The following is a 21,952-nucleotide window of genomic DNA, read 5'->3' on the forward strand; positions in this document are numbered from 1 at the left end:
TAATTTATTCAGTTTCGGTTATTTGAAATAGTTTTATATTGATCTTAAAATCCTTGTGTTTTAAGTTTAAACTGTCCGCGAAGATATGCTTTTTTGCATCAAAAGTAAAATCGATTTTCTCCTTATTATTTTTTGTGTAAATAACCTGTTTCAATAGATTATTTTCTTTGTTGAAGAACAGGTAATAGGCTTTATTTTCAATTTTTGACAGATAGATTTTTGCATTATCATTTTCAAAACTTTCGCTGACAGGATATTGTCTTTTTAAAAGCTGTTGAAAATCGTTTTTCAAAAAATTGATGACAATTTTTTTATCAAGATCAGGAAGTACATAATTAAGCTTGAAACCATTGTCTGAAACTTCAAAATCAATCAGTTTATTTCCAAAATCAGAAGTTAATGCGACACGATGTGTGGTTTCATTCAGTTTTTTGATGATGAGTATTCCGCTGACATGATTTTTATAAATATCCATCTGACATTTGTACACATAATCCTCAGAAGACGAAAAATAAAGATTTTCAACCGTTTTTTCAGTGGTTAAAACCTGTTTTACATCAGTAAGCTGATATGACTTACAGGAAACTGCAAGCAAAAGGATCAGACTATAAGTTAAATTCTGACGCAGGAATTGAAGCATTGATCTTTGTATTTTTGAAAATGATATTCGTAGTATCACCAGATGCTTCTGTCATATTCACCTGAGAAACCGTAGATTGGCTTTTAGGGAAATAAAGTTCAATCTGTTTGATATATTTCAGCAGCTGTGATGTTTTAGGAACAAACTTAGCCACATTGTAATTTCCGTTTTTGAAATAGGTCACTGTGAATTCAGGATCATTGAACATGGTTCCGTTTGAGCTTCCTACAATCAGTTTATTGATCTTCTCAAATGTTTTGCTTTTAGCATCTACAGAAGATTTTTTCCCCTGATCATTGATGTAGATTTTATTGCTTTTAAAAACAATGCTGTATTGATAAGGTTTGGTATATTTCCAGCTTAGCATATTAGGGGTCTGAAGAGACATTTTTCCATGCGTTACAATGCTTTTATCCAGAAAATCCATTTTTTTGGTTTGGGTAAAATCACTTTGCAGGGTTTTGATCTCCTTGGTGTCTGCAGAAACTTTTGATACAAATGCTTTTGCTTCTGCTCCCGACATTGCTGTATTTTGAGCAAAAAAGAACCCGGAAATCAATAAAAATGCTCCTAAGGCAATATTTTTAATCATTTTTTTCTTGAATTTGTAATTGAATCAACGGTAAATGTTGAATACTTTTTATCCTCCAAAAATACTAATAAATCTACCAGCACACGATACGTTTTTTCAGAGGTATCGTGAAGGAGAATAATGCTCCCTTTTTTAAGGGTTTTTGTAATTCTTCTGAAGATCTTTTTTTCATCATTTATAACGGTATCCAGAGAACGAACATTCCATCCAATGCTTGTTTTATGAGTTCGCTTAATGGCTTTGGCAATACTCGGATTGGTAACTCCGAAAGGAGGTCTGTATAAATCTGTTTGAACATTTCCAATCTGTTTTATCACTTCATCACAGCTTTCAATCTCCTTGACCATTTTTGAAGTGGATAAAAAACCTGTGGCACTAGAATGTGACAACGTATGATTTCCGATGGTATGCCCTTCCGCTATGATCCTTTGAAACGTTTCCGGATATTTTTCAATCTGCTTTCCGATACAGAAAAATGTAGCTTTTACCTGATGTTTTTGAAGTAAATCTAAAAATTGAGGAGTGAATTCTGTTGGACCATCATCAAAAGTCAGAGCCACCTCTTTGATTTTTGTTCGTTTGTTCGTAATACTGTTAACAAAATATCCAAGTTCAATAGCAAACGAACCCCAAACAACAACGGCAGAAAAAGCAAGGAAACAAGCAATATACACCCACAAGCTTCCCTGAAACGCATAAATAAAAACGTTACAGAAAAGATAAAATAGGATGAATGAATAGTGCTTCATTGCTGACTTTTTTATTGTTAAACTTCCTGAATGTATACCCATTTTGTCATTCTGAATATAGCGGAGCGAAATGAAGAACCTATCATATAAAAGCAGAGATTCTTCCTTCGTCAGAATGACAATAGCACTGTTTTTTATTACGACTCTTCAATTAAGCCTTTTCCAATAATACCAAACTGTGATCATCACCGGCAAGATGATTGTAAAGAAGTACATTTTTTACTTCTTCCTTTTGTATACTATTGATCATCATTACTTTCGGGATTTGCTGTTCCTTAAGGATATGACATGCTATAAAAGTAGAAAATCCGCTGGCTGTATTAAATTCACCGCTTAAATGTTTATAATACAATAACGCAGAATCAGGAAAAAGATTCATCGCTTTGGTATAGTAAGCATCAGAATCAGCATCACTGCTGAAGCCTAAAATCACAGCATCAATATGATTCACAGAAAGATTGTTTTTTGATAAAAACTCCTGAATAAATTCCTGTGTTTCGTTCAATTCTAATCGGTTGCTGATTTTAATGTCTGTAAGCTTTGCGTAAGAACTTTCTGTTTTGTCTTTTCCAACCACAAAAAAACTTGCTCCTTCACCCCAAATAACTCCATTGGTTTTGGAATTCAGGTGGTCTGCCGGAAGATCGGTTTCTTTTTTAATAGTATTGTTCAGACAATAAAGCTCCATGGTTCTGTCGGTCTGCTCATCGGTTGACCCTACCAGAATATTTTCAGCTTCCCCATCATTGATCTGAAGCTGAGCATCCAAAAATGAAAACTCCAGCGACGAAGAAGTATTAACGTAAGTGAAATTGTAAGCATGACACTGCAATCCAAGAGCAATCTGACCTGCCACAGTGTTATGAGTGGATTGAATGAAAAATGTAGGGGTTAAAAACTCCTCATGATTATCAATCACGTTTTTCAGGAACTTTTCAGAGTCCTGTGAACATCCCATTCCGGTTCCCACAATAATAGCGTCCGGTTTTTCAATTCCAGCTTCTTTTAAAGCATAATTTGATGCTACTGAACTCATTTTTACAGTTTTAGACATTCTCCTGATCATTGCCGGAGGAATGAATTCTTTGTAATTAGGTTCTATAGCTTTTATAATCTTTACCGTGTTTTGCGGGTTAAGATTTTGAAGGATATTTTCGTTTAAAGTGTCCTGAACAGAGATGCAGGCTGCACTGTTGATGTATACTGCACTCATGATTTTGAGAATATTAATGTTGAACAGTTTCCTCCAAACCCGAATGAATTGGAAAGAACATGATTAATGTTTTTCTCTTTAAGCTGAGTAACAGGCGTTAAATCAAACTCTTCCATTTTTGTTTTAAAATTCAGATTCGGGAAGATAAGGCTGTGTTGCATGGCTAAAATTGAAAATACGGCTTCAATTCCGGCAGCAGCAGCAAGTGTATGTCCTGTAAATGCCTTTGTAGAACTAAACTCAGGTACATTGTTTTCCCCGAATATTCTGATCATGGCAATTCCCTCTGATAAATCATTGTTAGGCGTTGCTGTCCCATGAACATTGATATAGTCTATATTCTCTTTTTGTAACCCTGAAATTTTCAGAGCTTGCTGCATTGCTAAAAATGCACCTTGTCCGTTTTCAGAAGAAGCGGTTTGATGATGGGCATCATTGGCATTTCCATACCCGGAAAGGTAACCTAAAACCTTTTTATTTTCTTTTTTTACAACTTCCTCAGATTCAAGAACCAGAAAAGCGGCTGCTTCTCCAAGGTTTAGACCTTTTCGGTTGTTGTCAAAAGGAGTATTGTAAGAGTCTGTAAGAATCATCAGAGTATTGAATCCGTTCAAAGTAAATTTTGAAAGCGAATCTGTTCCACCGACGATAACACGGTCTAAGACCCCATTTTTAATCAATTTGGCTCCCATCATGATTGCATTGGCTGCAGATGAGCATGCTGTACTGATGGTAGAAACCATGCCTTTTAATCCCAGATAATCAGCAATAGCCAATGAAGAATTTCCGGCATCATGAGCATCAATGTACTTTTGCTTTTCAGGGAAGTTTTCGTAGGAGTAGAAATATTTTTCGGTAATATCCATTCCTCCGACGCTGGTAGAGGAAATAAAACCGGTTTTGTATTCGTTGATATTTGAAATTCCGGCACTTTCTACAGCTTCTTTTGCAGCGATCATTCCCAATAAGGATGTTCTTGTTACGTTGTTGTCTTCATTTAGCTGAAGTTTCTTTACAAGTTCTTCATTGGATAATTTTACCTCACCTGTTTTAATCGCTCCGGCATGACGGGTTTCAAACATCTGAATATCTGAAATACCATGTTTTCCGGATTGTAATGAAATAAAATTTTCCTCCACATTGTTTCCGATGGAGGAAATGATGCCCATTCCTGTTATGGCAATTTTCTGGCTCATTAGTATGAATAATGTAACAATGTATCAATGTAACAGGATGTCAATAAAGGACAAACTGTTACATTGTTGTATTAATTTTATTTTGTTCTGTTTTCTTCGATGAACTTAGCCATTACCTCAATAGACTGGAAAATTTCCTTTCCTTTTTTAGGATCAGCTAATTTAATTCCATATTCTTTATCAAGAAGAACGATAAGTTCTAAAGCATCAATAGAGTCAAGTCCTAATCCTCCTCCGAACAACGGATCCGTATCTTTGATTTCCTCTACAGAAACGTCTTCAAGATTAAGTACTTCAATAATTTTGTGCTTCAATTCAGTTTTTAAGTTTTCCATAATTTAATTAAGTTTACCAATGTATCCATGTAAAAGTTTACGAATAGTTAAAATTGTTACATTTTTACGTGGTTATATTGTTACATTTATTACAAGGTTAGCAAATATACAAAAGCTTTATAATTTTCCTGATATAATTCAACCCAGCCGCATAATACTTTGTCTGCTTTTCCGGAATAAAGAATCTGCTCGGAATAATCATTTAAAAATTTTTCATCAAATTCATCCAAAACGAAAAAAGCATTCTCTGTTTGCATTTTATGTTTTATGCTGATTTCTCCCACACATATATTGGGAAGTGTATAGACAAAGACAGCAGGGCTCGGGAAGTAATTTTCCTGAGAGTTGATGCTTTCCTGATATTTAAAATCAGTATCCAGGCTGGATGATCTATTGGCAAAAACTAAGGCTGTTCTGCTGTGATCATCATCTTTTAATACCATTTCAGCAGCAAGAAAGGCTAGTTTACTTAGATTATCCATTTTGTGGAACTTAGGATAATTCAGTTCCATGTTTTTATAAGCTTCCTTTGCAAATTCTTGGAATGTGTGATTCTGACTTTCAAAAATAATTTCTCCGTCAACAGTTATTTTTGAATGTTCTACGGTACAGGTGTTTGTTTTCTTCATTAATAGCAGATCTGCTGTTTTTTAGCAAATTTTTTATTTTTCACAAATATAAAATAATTTGAAATGATAGCTAATGGTTAATTTTTTTGAAAGATGATCTGTAGTTTTTTATTCAAGTTCATTTTTATTGAATACATGTTTTGATCGGGAAATCATTAAATAGAATTATTGATCTGTTTTATAAAATATTGTTTTTTTAATAATTTTTAGTACGAGCAGCCTATTTTTTTGATTTTTATTCATAGGTATGTGATAAAATACGATATTTAGCGAATCAAAAAAACATAATAGTCAGAATGAAAAAAATTATTATCCGGACTGCATCGGTGGCGCTGTTTGCTGTGTCTTTGCAATCCTGCCGAACGAACGAAGATTACTTATCCTCAGGTGATGAAGCTTATTATTCAAATAAGTTCCAGGTTTTTACCCAACCAAACGAAAATGGAATAATAAATTATCCGGATGGTTTTGCTTTTCTTTTAAAAGAATATGATAAATTGTATAAAACCGATTTTACAGGGTTGAAATCATTGGAAAATGAAGGTAATGCTAAAAGGAATAGTATTTCCGAAAGACATATTGATTTTGATATGCGTTCTCAGCCCATAAAATTTGATGATAAAGTGTGGGTATATTTTCCTGTAGTTGAAAACGGAAAGGTTGTGGATATTGCGATTGGAGTTCTTCAAGATGAAGAAACTTATGTTCAGTTTGGAATACTAAACCAAAAGGATGAATATAATCAATTGGTTTTAAAAGAATTTCGAGAAGCTTATCTTAGAAAAAGTATTTCAGTTTTTAGTAGAGGAAAAGAAGATCCACCTCCTTGTGGAACATCAGGAAATCCTTGTGACACAGGGGAAGTAATCATTACTTCACCTCGAGTTCCCAAATTACCAAATTTTGATATAGGAGTGTATCCTGGTGAAGGTGGTGGCGGTGGAGACGGCGGCGGTGGTTGTGAGACATTTAATAACTGTGGTGGTCCTCCAAGAGGGGGCGGTGGTGTGCCACCAAAACCAAAAGATCCTTGTGAGAAGACGAAAAACCTAATAAATAATTCTAAAACAAAACCGGCAATAGATGCATTAAAAGCAAAATCTCCTCTAGGAGGTGAAGACGGTTACAAAATCAAAGCAGACGGAACCCCGTCAGATATGATACCAGGGGGAGATCATAGTGTAAATTTCATGGATAAGACGGGATATGTTGGAGGATATCATAACCATACCCCAACGGGAATACCAATGCTATCGCCACCAGATATAGATCAATTGCTCCAGTTCGCTTTAGCTCAAGGAAATTATGGAAACCCAAAAAATGCTTTTATTGGAATGGTAGCTCCTAATGGTATGCATTATGTAATAACTTTTAATGGGAATTATAATGATGCTTTGGTGACTTTCTCTCAACAACAACTAGATGAGTTTGTAATAAACTTTGAAACTAGAAATTATTTATATCATTCTTCTAGTAGTGCCGAGGGACTTGAAAAACTACTTTTTAAAACTCTGAAAGATATGAAAATAGAAGGAAAAGTAAATCTACAAAGAATAGAAACTGATGGAACGATAAGTACAATAACTAAAAACAGTGATGGGACGATAACAGCTACACCGTGTTAAAAATAAAGAATATGAAAAAAATATTATTATTAATTATTATCATTATTACTACTTTTTGCAAAGCGCAACAAGAATATCCTTTAAGGACTGACTATACAGAAACTCCTAATTACTCCTATTTAAAAGATACTAATAATGAACTAAGCTCTTTTGTTGGTACTTACGAAGCTACTTATCAGGATAAGAAAATAACTTTATTCATCAACAAACTTATTCATAAATTTTTTGATAATAGTCAATACAAACATTATAAAGATGTACTATCTATAAGATATATTATTAAAAGTTCTTCAGGACATATAGTTCAAGATACTCAAGGTATGAATTTGCCGGAACAGCAATTAAGACATACAATATATAGTATGTGGGTTGAAGATAATGGGAATAAGCTTCTATTGTATTATGGAGGTACTAATTGTGGTGTTGGATGGGGAAGTATAATATTAAAAAAACTTAATGATACACAAATGTCATGGGAATATCGGCCTAATGATATTATTCTTGATGATAGCAGATGTCCAGTAGGAACTGATATTAAGATTTATCTTCCTGAGACAAAGGATCTTGTATTTACAAAACAATAACCTTTTTATCAAAGTGTTAAAAATAAAGCCACCGGTTAGTGGTTTTATTTATTATGATATTGAAAATGATGGAGATACGAAATCAGTAACGATGGTATAATAGATGAAGTTCCATGTTAAATTAAAATATATCAAAATGAAAAGTACAATATTATTAATTGCTTTAACGACTTCATTAATATGCAATGCGCAACAAGAATATCCTTTAAATACTGATTTTACAATAATTCCCAATAATTCTTATTTAAAAGACATGAATAATGAATTAGACCCATTGGTGGGGTGTTATAAGGCAATTTTTAATAATAACGAAGTGTCTTTATTTATCACAAAAGAACCCTATAAGCTAATAGAGTATGGAAACAGGAAGTTTTTATAGAGATATATTATGAATAAAATACATGATAAAAAACTCTTCTGGAACAATTCTTCAAGCTACTCAAAATGAAGATTATAGTGTAAACCTTGGTGACCCTTCTACCATGAATGGTGGCTATCATAACCACCCAGGAACTGGAGTGAATATATTTTCTGCCGATGATATTGCTATTCTAATAGAAATTGCAAGATATCAAGCCATAGGAAATGCGGGAAATGCCTATATGGTAGTGGTAGCTCCCGGTGGCATACATTATGTAATGTACTTTAATGGAACGCATAATGAAATACCTGCGTATGGGAGTTATAGTACAGGGCAGTTGGATGGTTGGAATAAAGAACAATGGAAAAAAAATGTAGATTTAATTAGCGATAATGATATTTCTATAAATCAAAGATTAGAACAAATTTTCCTTTCAACTTTAGAAAATATGGGATTACAGAATAAAGTTATACTACAAAGGGTGGAGGAAAATAAAATTTCAACAATAAACCAAAATTCAAATGGTACTCCAGTTCCGGCTCCATGTAACTAAAAATAAAATATTATGAAACAAATTATATATATATTAATCTTCTTTACTATACCTTGTAAAGCACAGCAAATATTGCCTTTAAACAGTTCAGCTTTTAAGTCTCAGACGAATTCATATTTTAAAGATATAAATAATGAATTAGATGACTACACAGGAATATGGACTTCCAATTTCGACAACAAAACTATAAAACTTGTGATTACTAAGGAAATAAAAACCCCCTTTAAAATGTGGAACAAGAACTTTTATACCGACCAATTATTTATAAAGTATGAAGTAAAAAAAGATAATATAGTTTTGGAAAGCACATTAAATAAAGATTTTACAGCTGATTCCAAACTTTCTATTGAAGGCTCAAAAATTCAAGACAATAGTATTACACTGGTATTTTCAGGAGGAAACTGCAGTGTTGGTATAGGAACTATCAATTTAAAAAAAATAAATGCTACTCAATTTTCTTGGGGGTATTATCCGGGAACTACAACAAGAATTGATACTCTTTGTCCCCCTGACAGAGAGTACAAAATTCACCTTCCCGAGACAGAAAACCTGATTTTTACAAAACAGTAATGAGAAATGGTTTAATCATATTAGGAATATTTATTGTGCTTTCTTGTAAAGCACAGCAAATAATTTCATTAAATGCTTCCGCCCTTGACTCAGCTCCAAATTCATATTTCAAAGATTCAAATAATGAATTAGATTACTTTACAGGAGTGTGGCAAGGTAGCTTTCAAGATAAAACTATTACTTTACAAATATCTAAGCAAATAAAAGTTCCAATCGAAAGATTTGGGGAAAAATTCTTTAGAGATCAAATATTTGTAAAATATGAAGTGAAAAAAGGTAACAGTATATTAGAAAGCTCACTAAATAAGGATTTCACCAATGATATTGGACTTTCCATAAAAGGATCCAAAATTCAAGACAATAGTATTACATTGGTATTTTCAGGAGGTAATTGTAGTGTAGGTATAGGAACTATCAATTTAAAGAAAATAAATGCTACTCAATTTTCATGGGGCTATTATCCTGGGACAACAACGAGAAATGATATTACTTGTCCACCTGATAGAGATTATACCATCTATCTGCCAGAAACTGAGAATTTGGTTTTTACAAAACAATAATGAGAAATGTGTGGATTATAGTAGGGATTTTTGTTGTGTTTTCTTGCAAAGCACAGCAGCAAGTATTACCACTAAACACATCTGTGCTAGGGGCTCCAGAAAATTCATACTTTAAAGATTTAAATAACGAATTAGATTATTATGAGGGAACATGGAATGCAACTTTCCAAGATAAAACTATAGTTCTCCAAATATCAGAACAGAAAAAAGCTTCAATAGAACTTTTTGATAAAAATTTTTATAGAGACCAATTATTTATAAGATATGAGATTACAAAAAATGGAATAATTTCAGAAAGCACATTGAATAAAGATTTTACTAATGATGTAGGACTTTCTATAAAAAGTGCATATACTCAAGACAATAGAAATAATGTAACTTTACTTTTTTCAGGAGGGAACTGTAGTGTGGGCATAGGAACTATCAATTTAAAGAAAATAAATGCTACTCAATTTTCATGGGGATATTATCCGGGGACTACAACAAGAATTGATACTCTTTGCCCTCCTGATAGAGAATACAAAATACACCTTCCCGAGACAGAAAATCTGATCTTTACAAAACAATAATAAAAAAATAAGACTCCAAAATTCTTGGAGTCTTTATATATTATATCATCTTTTCTAATACAATAGCCGCATTACAACCACCAAAGCCAGAAGCTGTTTTCAGGATATATCTGATAGTTGATGTCTGATAATCTCTAATAACATTCAAAGGTTGAGAAACTCCCATTTCCTCAAAGTTTCTGGATGTAATTAGTGTACTGTGAAGTGCACTTTCCATAGAAATAATGCTTTCCAGTAACCCTGCTGCGCCAAGACAATGTCCGTAGAAGCCTTTCATGCTGTTCAAAGGAACATTTTGAAGCTCCATTCTGTTGAAAGCAATACTCTCCATCTCATCATTGTATAATGTAGCCGTTCCGTGAGCTGAAATAAAATTTATCTGTTCTGAACTAATATTGGCTTCAATCATAGCATTTTTGATGCTTCCGTATAATCCGTCTCCGGTTCTTGAAGGTCCGGAAATATGATTAGCATCATTGATGGCAGAATCCCCAAGCACTTTAAATTTTATCTTTTCATTTTCAGAAATTTCAGACGTGATGTAAGCTGCTGCTGCTGCTTCACCAATATTGATTCCGTTTCGGTTTTTATCATAAGGTTTACAAGGCTCAGAACCTATTGCCTGAAATGAATTGAACCCGGAGATCACAAATTCCGAAATTTCATCACCTGCAATTACAAAAGCGTCCTTATATTTCCCTGCCTGAATCATATTTTTAGCCACAGCAATTGCGATAACTCCTGAAACACAAGCATTAGAAACTACGATAGGTTTTGTAGTAAATCCGAAAAAGTCTGCAATTTTCTGTGCTAATTTTGAAAGATAAGCGCCTTCAGGTAATTCAGTTTGATTTTTTAATAAGCTGACATTCCCTTTCGTTGTAGAAAGGATAAAAGCCGTGTTTGCAGTTACAGAGTGCTTTTCGATGACAGGTTTAAGACTTAAAAGTAACATTTTTTCCAGTCTTGTGAATTCCTGGCTGTTAGTTATTTCAGAATCAAAAACTGTGATGAACTCTTTATTCAGTTTTTCAGAATCAATCATAGAAGCATAAAAAGCATCCTGATTTTCTATAACCTTATGCAAGGCAACTCCTGATTTTCCTTCAAGAATAGCATTCCAGTTAGATTCAACATCAAAACCCAGCGGAGTTACACAACTATAGTCTGTGATATAAATTTCCTTTCTCATGATAATCCCATTTTATCCTTCCATGCCTGAAAAAAGTCCGGATTATATAAGCACAAGCTTCCATTACTGTCCAGGAATACCTGAATAGTTTCTCCGCTGCACACCAATTTATCTTCCTGATTGAAAATCTCATATTTATAGATCAGCTTAGCGGAAACAGAATTGATGTAAGTGGTTACAATCCTGAAAGTTTCTCCATATTTTAAAGGAAGAAAATGTTCACAGGTGCTTTTTACAATAGGCGCTACAAACCCTGCATTCTGAATGTCAAGATAAGTTAGCCCATGCTGACGCCCGAAAGCCTCTCTTCCGTCTTCAAAATAAACGATGTAATGACCATGCCAGACAATTCCCAATGGATCTGTCTCGTTGAATCTTACCCTTACTTCTTCAGTGCAGGTTAATATATTTTCGTTAGACTGCATTTTGTTTTCTTTCATAAAAAATGGAAATTGCCACCGTTGCAAGGTAAAATAAAAACAGGAATACCAGTTCTTTGGCAATACCTCCGATTCCGCTGTTTCTTAAAATAATATCATAATAAGCATTCAATCCCCAGTTCATGGGAGAGAATTTGGCTACCGTCTGCATGAATTCCGGCATTAAGAATACCGGAACCCAGATTCCGCCGATAGCTGCTAAAACTACGACTGATGTTGCCCCAAAAGGTGCTGATTGTTCCTGAGTGTCTGCAATTGTTCCCAATAATACTCCGAAACCGATGGCAGCAAGTCCCGCAAATAAAGTTACAGTAACCAGTTGGAACATTTTTCCGGATACATCAAACGCAGGAAGATCCATATAAGGGAAAAGGTAAATTCCTACCGCAACCATCAATAAAAATTGAATGATGCAGATGATAAGATAGGTAAATGTTTTTCCTAAAATATGTACAAAATAGGGTGTAGGGCTTATTCTTGCTCTTACGCTTGTCCCCTGACTTTTTTCCTTTACAAGATTAATGGATAATGGAACTACAATGAAAAAGATTGCAAAAAGCGTCCATGCAGGTACATTATGCTGAACAGAATTCGGCATCACATCCATTTCTCCCTTTTTAGGGGTGATTTCTTTAAAGCTGATCAGGTTTTTATTTTCATCAAGATTTTCAGTCGTTCCAAGCTGATCCTGGAATGCTTTATAAATCTTTTTATTTTCAATCTCAAAAACCATTTTGTTGACAGAATTCATGACAGAATTTTTGAATCCTGCATTCGTTGCCGGGTCAAAATATAAATGAATTTCTTTGGCTTTTGGAGCTTCGATTTTTGTCTTTACAGAATCATTTTCCAATCCGAATGAACTTACAATCGTCTGAACTTTAGAATCAATATTTGAATTTAAATCCTTTGTTAGATTTTCAGGAATAACGATTGCCATCTGATAATCTCCGGAAAATACGGCATCTTGTGCAGATTTTTCATTGAAATTGGTCAATAGCTGGAAGGTTTTGCTGTTTTCAAGCTCCCCCTTTATATTTTTTGAGACCTCAGATTTATCATTATCAATAAAAATGATCGGGATTTTTGATCCCTCAAGGTTTTTAAAAGTAGAATCCTGAATCAAAGTAATGGTCACAATCAATAGCAACGGCATTACAAAAATGATTACAATTCCTCCAATATCTCTTTTCAACAGAAGAATTTCCTTAATAAAGCTTCTCCACAGTTTATACAACAACATCTCTTAATTCTTTTCCGGTTAATGAAATGAAAACATCTTCAAGGTTTTCGGCATTGGCAAACTGTGAAACAAGCTCTTCTGGAGTTCCTACAGCATGAATTTTTCCATGATCGATGATCGCAATCTTGGTACAGAATTCTTCCGCTTCCGAAAGATGGTGAGACGTATAAATAATACAGGTTCCCTGTTTGTTTAAATCCTGAAGATAATCAATGATTGCTTTTTTAGACTGAACATCTACTCCTACAGTAGGTTCATCCAAAAAGAGAACCTTAGGATTGTGAAGAGTTCCGGCGATAAGGTTACAACGGCGCTTCATCCCTCCGGAAAACTGTCCTACCTGCTTATTGGCAAATTTTGACAGCCCCATAATCTCCAGCGACTCGTCAATGGCTTTGGTAAGCGGTTTATGCTTTAATCCGTACAGACTTCCGAAGAACATTAGATTTTCCTTTGCTGTGAGAGTTGGATAAAGCGCATATTCCTGAGGAACGATTCCAATGATCTGTCTTATTTTGAAACCATCTTTTTGTGGGGAAAGCCCATCAATGGTAAACTGTCCTGATGTTGGTTTAATTAATCCTGAAAGCATGGAAATCAAAGTTGTTTTTCCAGCTCCGTTAGGACCAAGAATTCCATAGATTTCGTTTTTATTGATATTCAAAGAGATATCATTTACAGAAAACTCGTCGGAATTTTTGTATTTTTTATATAGATTTTTGATCTCAATCATATTCTCTGCCATATCAGATCGCTTTTCTCAGTTTTTTATAGAAAGCTTCTTCTAAATCTGCGATATGAAGCATTGTTTTTGATAATTCATTGTAAATATTGCTCTTTGAGTTTCTGTTTTTATACACTCTGGCAATATCCACGGCAAAATCTCTCCAAAGGTCACCGATAGAAGTGATTTCCTTTGATAGTTCTTTTAATTCGTCGTTGTTAAGGATAACAGCTGCTTCCTGCAGAAAAGCTCCATAAATAAATCTGAAGCCACCACCTCCGGTCCCTATTTCCTCCTGCATTCTGATCAGCTGCCCAAGGTAATGGTTTGTCACTTTTGTACCTTTCTTTTCAGCCCATTTCGGGATACTTTTTGCTACCCATCGCATTGCTTTTACTCCGATAAGCGGTACGGGAGCCAGCATATTTTTACAAGTGTCTTTGATTCCTTTTTTAATAGCCTCTTCCAAATGAATATTTTCAGGAATATAGATAGGGTAGTACATATGACCTTTTGGAGGAAGTGCTCCTTTAGCATATCTTACTTTTTCCAATTCAGCTTCTGAAAGGGAAGTAGTATAATCCATTACCGGATCACTGATCAGGAATTTTCCGTCTTCTTTACCATATACGACAAGGTTGTGAGCATTAAAGTGGAATTTATATTCTTCAGGGAAATAAGCAAGATTGAAAACGCCTACCTGAAGCCCTGTAGGTATATTTTGTTCTAAATTTCTTTCTAATGCTTTCTGAGCATCCTGAGGGTTTGAGAATTTTTCTCTTTTTATTTTAATTCCTAATCTTTTTGCCGCTTTACTAAAGATTGCACCCGGCATCGGACGATAGCTGAAGCCTGGAGCAAAGTTTACCTTTAAAAAAGGTAGATAGACAAAAAACAATCCTGAACCGATCCCGAAGATCATAGGTTCACTGAGTTTCAGTCCTCTGTTAAGAAGGAGATTAGAAGCAACACCGTTTTCGCAATGCGCAGTCTGATGGTGTTCAAAGTTTAATTTCATTGGTAGCTTATATCTTTTTCATTGGTTAAATGGAATGGGGCATAGTGCTCATTTCATTTATTTTCCATCGAAGTTTTTTAATTCATTGACTGAAATTCCGAATACATCAGCATATTTTTTCAGTGCGGCTTCGCTTAGTGTTTTAAATACTTTGGGTTTAAAGTGTCTTTTTACCCTCCACTGCCACATTCCTACGTAAGAGGAAAGTACTCCAAGGTCCATTTTATTCAGTTCCATAAAATAAACGATCGGGCTTACGATATTATTGGCAACGTTTTGTTTTGCTTCATCTATTCTTTCATGAATAAGTTCCATGGATTCGTCCAGAGCAGCTTTTTTTGCATCCCAGCCTGTACTGTTTGCTGTTGTATAATTATCATTCTCATCTGTTACGTACAACACTTCTGTCATGTTGGCGGATTTCAGATTGCTTTCGTCTTGAGGTAGGTCTTGTTTTTTCATCTAAATAATGTTTAATTTTTTTAGATTCCAGATGAAAAATAGTTCACCTGTTTTGATTCTTTTAATCAGTTGGCTAAAATAGTGAAAATACATAATATGAAAATTACAGTAAGCCCGATCATGGTATTCTTGTGAAACTGAGCCTATATAAGGATTACTGCTGAAAGGTTCAGGTGATGAGCGATTGCTGTTTTTTACCATTTAAAAGAGTTGCTGATTAATTTTTCCTATTTTCTTTTGAGTTTGAACACATTGAATAAAGGGAATGTTTGCTGTTTTGTAGACTCAAGTGTTTAACTAATTATAAATATTGGAATCATAAAAAATACTGTTAGCAATTATTATTGACGTTTGTATAGATTAACTGTAACAACTGTGCTCTATAATAATACTAATGGGTAGAAATTGGATAGAAAAAAATAACTATTAAATAACAACTATGAAGAAGTTTTTTATTTCTGTTTCGCTTTTCTGCATGCTAAGTGCAATGGCTCAGAAATTCGATACACAAAAGCTGACGGATGCTCAAGGCTACACTTATGAAACGGTAAAGAATGATAATGCCGGAGTAAGAGTTTATACTTTGAAAAACGGATTAAAGGTATATCTTGCAAGAAATGAGGATGCACCAAGAATTCAAACATATATTCCTGTGAGAACGGGATCTAATAATGATCCAAGTGACAATACAGGGCTGGCTCACTATTTAGAGCATATGGTTTTCAAAGGAACTTCTCATTTGGGAACTCAGGATTGGGCAAAGGAAAAAGCTTTATTACAGCAGATCTCTGATCTTTATGAACAACATAAGGCAGAAAAAGATCCTGCAAAGAAAAGAGAACTTTATAAAAAGATTGATGAGGTTTCTCAGGAAGCATCAAAATATGCAATCGCCAATGAATATGATAAAGCGATCTCTTCATTAGGAGCTACTGGAACAAATGCCCATACCTGGTTGGATGAAACAGTTTACAAAAATAATATTCCTGCTAACGAACTTGAAAAATGGCTGAAAGTAGAAAAAGAGCGTTTCTCAGAATTGGTACTTCGTCTTTTTCACACAGAATTGGAAGCGGTATATGAAGAGTACAACAGAGCGCAGGATAACGACGGACGTCTTGTAAACTATGCTTTGATGGAAGCGCTTTTCCCAAAACACCCGAACGGACAACAAACAACTATCGGTACTTCTGAACATTTAAAGAGCCCTTCGATGGTGGCTATTCATAAATATTTCGATACCTATTATGTGCCTAATAACATGGCTGTTGTATTAGTAGGTGATCTTGATTATGACAAAACTATAAAATTAGTTGATCAGTATTTCGGTGCTTTCAAGTACAAGGAGCTTCCGATGAAAAAGATGGTTTCAGAAGAGCCAATGACTCAGATTGTTTCCAGAACGGTAAAAAGTCCTTCTAATGCAAGAATGACAATGGCATGGAGAACGGATTCTTATGGAAGCCAGGAAGCAAGATTAGCAGATGTTGTTGCTGAAATTTTAAGTAACAGAGGTGATGCGGGATTAATTGACCTTAATATTAATCAAAAGCAAAAAACTTTAGGTGCCGGAGCTTACGAATCACCATTTAAAACATATGGTTACTTTGGATTGGTTGTAACACCTAAAGAAGGTCAGAGCTTCGATGAGGCTAAAAAACTATTACTGGACCAGATTGAGCTTGTTAAAAAAGGACAATTCCCGGATTGGATGCTGAAAGCTATCGTAAATGATAAGAGAGTTCAGCGTATGAAAGGTCTTGAAACGGCTGACGGTCTTGCTACAGAACTTTATGATTCTTATATCAAAGGAAGAACATGGGAGCAGGAGCTGGATGAAATCAATCAATATGAAAAAATCACTAAAGCTGATGTTGTAAAGTTTGCGAATGATTTCTTTAAGGATAACTATGTAGTGGTTTATAAAGAGAAAGGCGTAAATGATAAGTTGGTAAGAGTAGAAAATCCAGGAATTACTCCTATTAAACTGAATAAAGAAGCGCAATCTCCTTTCCTTAAAGATATTTTAAATACAAAGGTTACAGAGAGCAAACCAGAGTTTATAGATTATAAAACGGCTATTCAGACGTCACAGGTAAAAGATAAGACGGTAAGTTTTGTTAAAAATAAATATAATGAGATCGCTCAGGTAAGTTATGTTTTCCCTTTTGGAACAGATAATGATAAGGAACTTTCTTTAGCAGGAACTGTTTTCGAATACCTTGGGACAGATAAATATACACCGGAGCAACTGAAAGAGGAATTCTTTAAATTAGGAATTACATACAGTTTCAGAACATCCAACGATCAGACGACTATCACGCTATCTGGGCTTGAAAGCAACATGAAAAAGGGGACGGAGCTTATGAACCACTGGATGACGAATGTAAAAGCTGATAAGACAATCTACAGCCAAACGGTTAAAACAATCCTTGAAGCAAGAGATGCTGCGAAGAGAGATAAAGTGAGAATTATGGGAGCTCTTTCCAACTATGCAAAATATGGAAAAGACTCAAGGCTGACAGATGTTATTTCTAAAGCTCGTCTTGAAAGTATTGACGCTACAGAACTGATGAAAAAGGTAAAAACACTGAACCAATATCCTTACCAAGTATTCCTTTACGGACAGGATCAGGCTGGTATGGAAAAAGCAGTAAAACCTTATATCACAAGTACAAGCCTTCAGCCAGCAAAAGCTAAAGAATATACAGAACCGGCTACAACAGGAAAGGTGTATTTTGCGAACTACGACATGGTACAAATGGAAATGTCCAAAGTAGCAAAAGCAAGCCCTGTAAACCTTGGTAATTTTGGAAAATCAACAGTTTTTAATGAATATTTCGGAAGAGGGTTATCTTCTATTGTTTTCCAGGAGATCAGAGAAAGTAAGTCATTGGCATATTCTGCTTATGTTTCTTATGCTAATGCTTCGGAAAAAGGACATGCAAACTATATCACCAATTATATCGGAACACAGGCAAATAAGCTTCCTCTTGCTGTAAATGCAATGAACGAGCTGATGGCTGAATTACCACAAATTCCAACACAGTTTGAAAATGCAAGAGGTTCTGCATTAAAGCAGATCGCTTCTAACAGAATTAACAGAACGAATATTTTCTTCAGTCAGTTAGCTTTGAAAAAACTAGGCGTTGATTACGATCTGAGAAAAGATACATATGCTGAAATTCAAGGGTTGACATTACCTCAACTGACAGGATTCTATAATACGGAGATCAAACCGGTAAAATACAATACGGCAATCATCGGTAAAAAAGAAAATCTAAATATGGAGTCCATCAACAAAATGGGGGAATTCCAGGAAGTATCTCTTGAGGAGATTTTTGGATACTAATTTTTTTTTAATTTTAATAATAGGTAAAGTGGAGCAGAAATGTTCCACTTTTTGTTTTAAATAGGGCTTTTGATGATGATTGCTATTTCATCTCTATGTGGAATGTTTCACGTGAAATATTCTGTTATTTAAACGCAAATTTTACTAATATTTACAATAATCTTTGATAGATTCTTTTGTAACGCAAGAGTTCGCAAAAGGATTATAAAATACGGTTGTTTCCAATCGCAAGGGCGTTTCACTCAGCAAGGGAATATCTTTGATTGGTATGTGTTTAATTCAATAGAGGTGGGCATCACCGCGTTAAATAATAACAATACCCAATCTATGTAATCATAAAAAAAGCTGCACAAAATGTACAGCTTTTATAGTTTTTTTTCTTTTTACGATTTTACCTCCTGAATAAACAGGTTAATTTCTGCTCGGATCAACAATTCATTATTATTGAAAGTCTCACAGAAAATGTGGCAGATATTTTCAAACTGGGAAATCAGTGATGCTTTTGAAATGATTTTATCATTTACCTTTGGAAGTCCGAAAATTTCAATTTTTTTGATATTGGTAATAAAACCTATTACCTTGGTATCTGCTTCAGGATTTTCAAAAAAGCTTTGTCCAAGGATGGATGAACAGGTCTGGGCAAGGTTTTCAATTAAGCCTGCTTCAACAAATTCATTGTTGTGAACAAATACATTATCTTCTTTTATTTCGAAGGAAGTCACTACTTTTTCCTTGGTCAGTTCCAGTATATAGTCTGCCATGAGCATCGGTTCGCGATGAGGTAAAAAGTTGTGAATATTGATGATATTTTCTTCCCTGATTTCCATTAAAAGTTATTTTACAGCAGTTTTCATTTGAGATTTTGCAATCACTTCACCATTTAATTTGGTAACAATGTCTACAAGTGTTACTCCCATTACTTCATTGAGGATGGTTACCTCAGATTTCAGTTGATCTCCGACTTTAGGTAATATTTCGGCTTCAAAAGATTTAATCGCTCCGATATATCCTGTTGGTGCATCCTTTCCAAGCAGATGATATTTATACCCTGTATGAAGGGCTACACTTTGAGCCTGATGCTCGATCAGACCTGAAGCCTGGAAAAATCCGTCTTGAACGAAAAGATTCTCTTCTTTTATTTCGAATCCGGAAATCAGATGGTTTTCTGAGTATTCCGATAGTTCGTGTACCATTACAAACGGAGCACGCTGCGGAATAAGACTTTGTACAAAATCTGTATCGGATGTTGGTAGTCTGTTTTCCATTAGCAAACTGTTAATAAAGAACAAGAATAAGCAAACCTTCCACTTTCAGGAACGCAAAGAAGTACTTTTTCTCCTTTTTTCAATGTACCTGAGTTCATTAGCTCCTCTAATGCTACGAAGATAGATCCGGCACCGATATTTCCGATGTTAGAAAGATTATAGAACCACTTTTCAGCAGGGAAATCCATTCCTTTTTTTGCAAATTCTTCTTTTAAACCATCTTTGAAATATCCTGAAGAGATATGAGCCAATACATGGTCAATTTTTTCAGGATCCAGATTATGTTTATCAAAAGATGCTCTTAAACTTTCTGCACCCTTTACAAGAATATACTTATCAAGGATCTTAGTATCCTGTTTAATTGCAAAAATAGAGTCCTTCAACCAGGAATCTGATGGATAATCTGCCCATGATTTTAAGCTTCCGTCTTCTTGCTTTTCACATCCTGCATACATACATGCTTCGATTTCGTGAGCATAAGAATAGAAATCTATAAATTCTACTTTTAAAGAAATACTGTTTTCTCTAGGTTTATTTTGTAATAGGAAAGCACCTGCTCCATCAGAGAGCATCCATCTCAGGAATTCTCTTTTGAAAGCGATAATGGGTCTTTCTTCCAATAATTTTAAATTTTCAGCTTCGTGGTTGAACTTATCTGCAGTCATCCATGCAGACATTCTTTCGGAACCTGCACATACCGCACTTTCCTGTACACCGGCTTTTACAGAAAGGAATCCGTAGTTCAGCGCATTCATCCCAGAGTTGCAAAGCCCGGTTGCTGTATTGATTTCAATGGATTTTCCGATGTTCAGTTCACCATGAACCATAGAAGCATGTGAAGGCTGAATTTGATCCGGAGAAGTAGTTCCTACGGATAATAGTTTCATATCTTCCTTTTTGAAATTCTCGTCAAAAAGACCTTCAATTGCTTTTGCTGTAAGCTGCGCATTGGAATGCGTAGGATTTCCTTCCTTATCTAAAGCATAATATCTTGTGGTGATTTTATTATTTCTTAAAATAAGTGATCTAGCTTTAGAAGGTGCGTCATTGATTAGCCCAAGATATTTCTCCATCTCATCATTCGATACCGGTTCATTGGGTAAATATTTTGATGCCTTTGTTATAAATACGTCGTACATTCTATTTTAAATTAATTCCTTGTAAATATCGTTTTTGTTTTTGTCTTTTAAACCAAAATATAGGGGTTGTAAGAAGGTGTAAGACTAATACGACAGGTGAGATTACCCATATCGCAGTCATCAAATATACCTTAAAGAATTTTATCAGCAATGGACGTTTCTCTTTTTTCTTGATAATCAGATTAGACCATACTGTGAAAATTTTGTTTCCTACCTTTTCTACACGCACCAGGAAAGGGCGAATTTCTATGGCTCCGTTTTTCACAAGATCCGGTTGTAAATTCTCGAGATCAGTATTTTTTAAATGCTTTTCGATAATCTCGCCATATTTTACTGAGCCTGTAATCTCTTCATCAGAAACACCGGCTGCAGGTAAAAGTCCTGATTTTTCTTTTTGTCCTTTGGTTAACCATCGTACAATGGTCAATACACTGGTATAGTTGTCATGTCTGTCTACCAATGCTATATTCCCAACAAGCTTTGCTTTTAAATCTCTAAGGTAGACTTTTAGTTTTTCCTGAGAAAGCATCCACATATTTCTCGTCCCGGAAATCGTAATAACAGGAGTCTCTTTAAGAAGCTGCGCTGCATATCCACTTTTCAGGAATGAAATAATAGGAATGGAAGGAGTAAGGAACCATACCTGATATCCAAACAGGATGAGGTCATACTTCTTGTTCAGGACTTCTTCAGAAGGAGGAAGTATTTCTTTTGGTATTTGTAAATAAGATTCCGGAAAAGTGTCAAAAAAAACATCACCAGGCCAAGGATAAGGAAAGTCTTCCTTTAGTTGAATATTATAATAAGTAACATCATATTCTTCCTTTTGAGCTTCAAAAGGCTTGGCAATATTTCTCACAATATCTTCCAGCTGACCGGTTTGAGAATAATATATGACAAGTATATTTTTTTTCATGGAATCTTTTTAGCGTTTACAAAAA

25 protein-coding genes are annotated in these 21,952 nt (G+C 34.7%); 8 read left to right on the top strand and 17 right to left on the bottom strand.

The features are described from left to right. Positions 1 to 4 precede the first annotated feature (4 nt). The 7 genes from BW983_RS18160 to BW983_RS18190 form a co-directional block, all read right to left on the bottom strand. Positions 5 to 640, bottom strand: coding sequence for a flexirubin biosynthesis protein LolB2 (locus BW983_RS18160; RefSeq protein WP_084184579.1), 636 nt, complete (start codon positions 638 to 640; stop codon positions 5 to 7). Further along, the gene (locus BW983_RS18165; protein ID WP_076553289.1) at positions 606 to 1,232 is read right to left on the bottom strand and encodes a flexirubin biosynthesis/transport protein LolA2; all 627 of its coding nucleotides are present in this window, start codon (positions 1,230 to 1,232) and stop codon (positions 606 to 608) included. Before BW983_RS18165 ends, BW983_RS18160 begins: the two co-directional genes overlap by 35 nt. Continuing rightward, positions 1,229 to 1,981, bottom strand: a complete 753-nt coding sequence (locus BW983_RS18170) for a polysaccharide deacetylase family protein (protein ID WP_076553336.1) — start codon at positions 1,979 to 1,981, stop codon at positions 1,229 to 1,231. Before BW983_RS18170 ends, BW983_RS18165 begins: the two co-directional genes overlap by 4 nt. A gap of 151 nt (positions 1,982 to 2,132) precedes the next feature. Continuing rightward, the gene (locus BW983_RS18175; RefSeq protein ID WP_076553290.1) at positions 2,133 to 3,194 is read right to left on the bottom strand and encodes a beta-ketoacyl synthase N-terminal-like domain-containing protein; all 1,062 of its coding nucleotides are present in this window, start codon (positions 3,192 to 3,194) and stop codon (positions 2,133 to 2,135) included. Then, positions 3,191 to 4,390 carry a beta-ketoacyl-[acyl-carrier-protein] synthase family protein gene (locus BW983_RS18180; protein ID WP_076553291.1) on the bottom strand — a complete coding sequence of 400 codons (1,200 nt, stop codon included), beginning with the start codon at positions 4,388 to 4,390 and terminating at the stop codon, positions 3,191 to 3,193. The genes BW983_RS18175 and BW983_RS18180 overlap by 4 nt, the downstream gene beginning before the upstream one ends. A gap of 77 nt (positions 4,391 to 4,467) precedes the next feature. After that, the gene (locus BW983_RS18185; RefSeq protein WP_065396475.1) at positions 4,468 to 4,725 is read right to left on the bottom strand and encodes a phosphopantetheine-binding protein; all 258 of its coding nucleotides are present in this window, start codon (positions 4,723 to 4,725) and stop codon (positions 4,468 to 4,470) included. A gap of 89 nt (positions 4,726 to 4,814) precedes the next feature. Beyond that, entirely contained in the window at positions 4,815 to 5,354 is a 540-nt protein-coding gene (locus BW983_RS18190) for a 3-oxoacyl-ACP synthase (protein ID WP_076553292.1), read from the bottom strand. 296 nt (positions 5,355 to 5,650) lie between these two features. Here BW983_RS18190 and BW983_RS24395 point away from each other — a divergent pair, with 296 nt between their 5' ends. The 7 genes from BW983_RS24395 (at position 5,651) to BW983_RS18225 (ending at position 10,176) form a co-directional block, all read left to right on the top strand. Continuing rightward, complete coding sequence (locus tag BW983_RS24395) at positions 5,651 to 6,979, top strand: hypothetical protein (RefSeq protein WP_076553293.1); 1,329 nt, start codon at positions 5,651 to 5,653, stop codon at positions 6,977 to 6,979. An 11-nt stretch (positions 6,980 to 6,990) separates the two neighbouring features. Further along, positions 6,991 to 7,563, top strand: a complete 573-nt coding sequence (locus BW983_RS18200; protein ID WP_076553294.1) for a DUF6705 family protein — start codon at positions 6,991 to 6,993, stop codon at positions 7,561 to 7,563. Between the two features lie 136 nt (positions 7,564 to 7,699). Next, on the top strand, positions 7,700 to 7,942 hold the full coding sequence (locus BW983_RS18205) for a hypothetical protein (protein ID WP_139329311.1): 243 nt from the start codon (positions 7,700 to 7,702) through the stop codon (positions 7,940 to 7,942). A 22-nt stretch (positions 7,943 to 7,964) separates the two neighbouring features. Beyond that, complete coding sequence (locus BW983_RS18210) at positions 7,965 to 8,477, top strand: hypothetical protein (protein WP_076553296.1); 513 nt, start codon at positions 7,965 to 7,967, stop codon at positions 8,475 to 8,477. 12 nt (positions 8,478 to 8,489) lie between these two features. Beyond that, complete coding sequence (locus tag BW983_RS18215) at positions 8,490 to 9,047, top strand: DUF6705 family protein (protein WP_139329312.1); 558 nt, start codon at positions 8,490 to 8,492, stop codon at positions 9,045 to 9,047. Beyond that, a complete protein-coding gene (locus BW983_RS18220; RefSeq protein ID WP_076553298.1) occupies positions 9,047 to 9,607 on the top strand; it encodes a DUF6705 family protein in 561 nt (186 codons plus the stop codon). Before BW983_RS18215 ends, BW983_RS18220 begins: the two co-directional genes overlap by 1 nt. Beyond that, complete coding sequence (locus BW983_RS18225) at positions 9,607 to 10,176, top strand: DUF6705 family protein (RefSeq protein WP_076553299.1); 570 nt, start codon at positions 9,607 to 9,609, stop codon at positions 10,174 to 10,176. The genes BW983_RS18220 and BW983_RS18225 overlap by 1 nt, the downstream gene beginning before the upstream one ends. A gap of 40 nt (positions 10,177 to 10,216) precedes the next feature. Here BW983_RS18225 and BW983_RS18230 read toward each other — a convergent pair whose 3' ends face one another. From BW983_RS18230 to BW983_RS18255, 6 genes are read right to left on the bottom strand one after another with little or no spacing between them, the layout of a single operon-like run. Continuing rightward, positions 10,217 to 11,368, bottom strand: coding sequence for a beta-ketoacyl synthase N-terminal-like domain-containing protein (locus BW983_RS18230; RefSeq protein ID WP_076553300.1), 1,152 nt, complete (start codon positions 11,366 to 11,368; stop codon positions 10,217 to 10,219). Further along, positions 11,365 to 11,808: an acyl-CoA thioesterase gene (locus tag BW983_RS18235; RefSeq protein ID WP_076553301.1), complete on the bottom strand. Its 444-nt coding sequence runs from the start codon at positions 11,806 to 11,808 to the stop codon at positions 11,365 to 11,367. The genes BW983_RS18230 and BW983_RS18235 overlap by 4 nt, the downstream gene beginning before the upstream one ends. Next, positions 11,783 to 13,051, bottom strand: coding sequence for an ABC transporter permease (locus tag BW983_RS18240; RefSeq protein ID WP_076553302.1), 1,269 nt, complete (start codon positions 13,049 to 13,051; stop codon positions 11,783 to 11,785). The genes BW983_RS18235 and BW983_RS18240 overlap by 26 nt, the downstream gene beginning before the upstream one ends. Continuing rightward, the gene (locus BW983_RS18245; protein WP_076553303.1) at positions 13,038 to 13,796 is read right to left on the bottom strand and encodes an ABC transporter ATP-binding protein; all 759 of its coding nucleotides are present in this window, start codon (positions 13,794 to 13,796) and stop codon (positions 13,038 to 13,040) included. The genes BW983_RS18240 and BW983_RS18245 overlap by 14 nt, the downstream gene beginning before the upstream one ends. A gap of 1 nt (position 13,797) precedes the next feature. Next, positions 13,798 to 14,793, bottom strand: coding sequence for a BtrH-related acyltransferase DarH (locus BW983_RS18250; protein WP_076553304.1), 996 nt, complete (start codon positions 14,791 to 14,793; stop codon positions 13,798 to 13,800). A 57-nt stretch (positions 14,794 to 14,850) separates the two neighbouring features. Beyond that, positions 14,851 to 15,255, bottom strand: a complete 405-nt coding sequence (locus tag BW983_RS18255) for a flexirubin biosynthesis protein DarG (protein WP_076553305.1) — start codon at positions 15,253 to 15,255, stop codon at positions 14,851 to 14,853. Between the two features lie 439 nt (positions 15,256 to 15,694). Here BW983_RS18255 and BW983_RS18260 point away from each other — a divergent pair, with 439 nt between their 5' ends. Beyond that, positions 15,695 to 18,607: a M16 family metallopeptidase gene (locus tag BW983_RS18260; RefSeq protein WP_076553306.1), complete on the top strand. Its 2,913-nt coding sequence runs from the start codon at positions 15,695 to 15,697 to the stop codon at positions 18,605 to 18,607. A gap of 383 nt (positions 18,608 to 18,990) precedes the next feature. On the opposite strand, the gene BW983_RS18265 is transcribed toward BW983_RS18260, so the two are convergent. Genes BW983_RS18265 through BW983_RS18280 form a run of 4 tightly spaced genes read right to left on the bottom strand, consistent with a single transcriptional unit; the run spans position 18,991 to position 21,927 of the window. Continuing rightward, the gene (locus BW983_RS18265; RefSeq protein WP_076553307.1) at positions 18,991 to 19,434 is read right to left on the bottom strand and encodes a hotdog family protein; all 444 of its coding nucleotides are present in this window, start codon (positions 19,432 to 19,434) and stop codon (positions 18,991 to 18,993) included. A gap of 6 nt (positions 19,435 to 19,440) precedes the next feature. Then, positions 19,441 to 19,872 (bottom strand): hotdog family protein, encoded by a 432-nt coding sequence (locus BW983_RS18270; RefSeq protein WP_076553308.1) that lies wholly within the window; start codon positions 19,870 to 19,872, stop codon positions 19,441 to 19,443. After that, positions 19,872 to 21,011: a dialkylresorcinol biosynthesis protein DarB gene (locus BW983_RS18275; protein ID WP_076553309.1), complete on the bottom strand. Its 1,140-nt coding sequence runs from the start codon at positions 21,009 to 21,011 to the stop codon at positions 19,872 to 19,874. Before BW983_RS18275 ends, BW983_RS18270 begins: the two co-directional genes overlap by 1 nt. Position 21,012: 1 nt before the next feature. Beyond that, a complete protein-coding gene (locus tag BW983_RS18280; protein WP_076553310.1) occupies positions 21,013 to 21,927 on the bottom strand; it encodes a hypothetical protein in 915 nt (304 codons plus the stop codon). Positions 21,928 to 21,952 lie beyond the last annotated feature (25 nt).

Source organism: Chryseobacterium ureilyticum (assembly GCF_900156735.1).
Lineage (GTDB): Bacteria > Bacteroidota > Bacteroidia > Flavobacteriales > Weeksellaceae > Chryseobacterium > Chryseobacterium ureilyticum.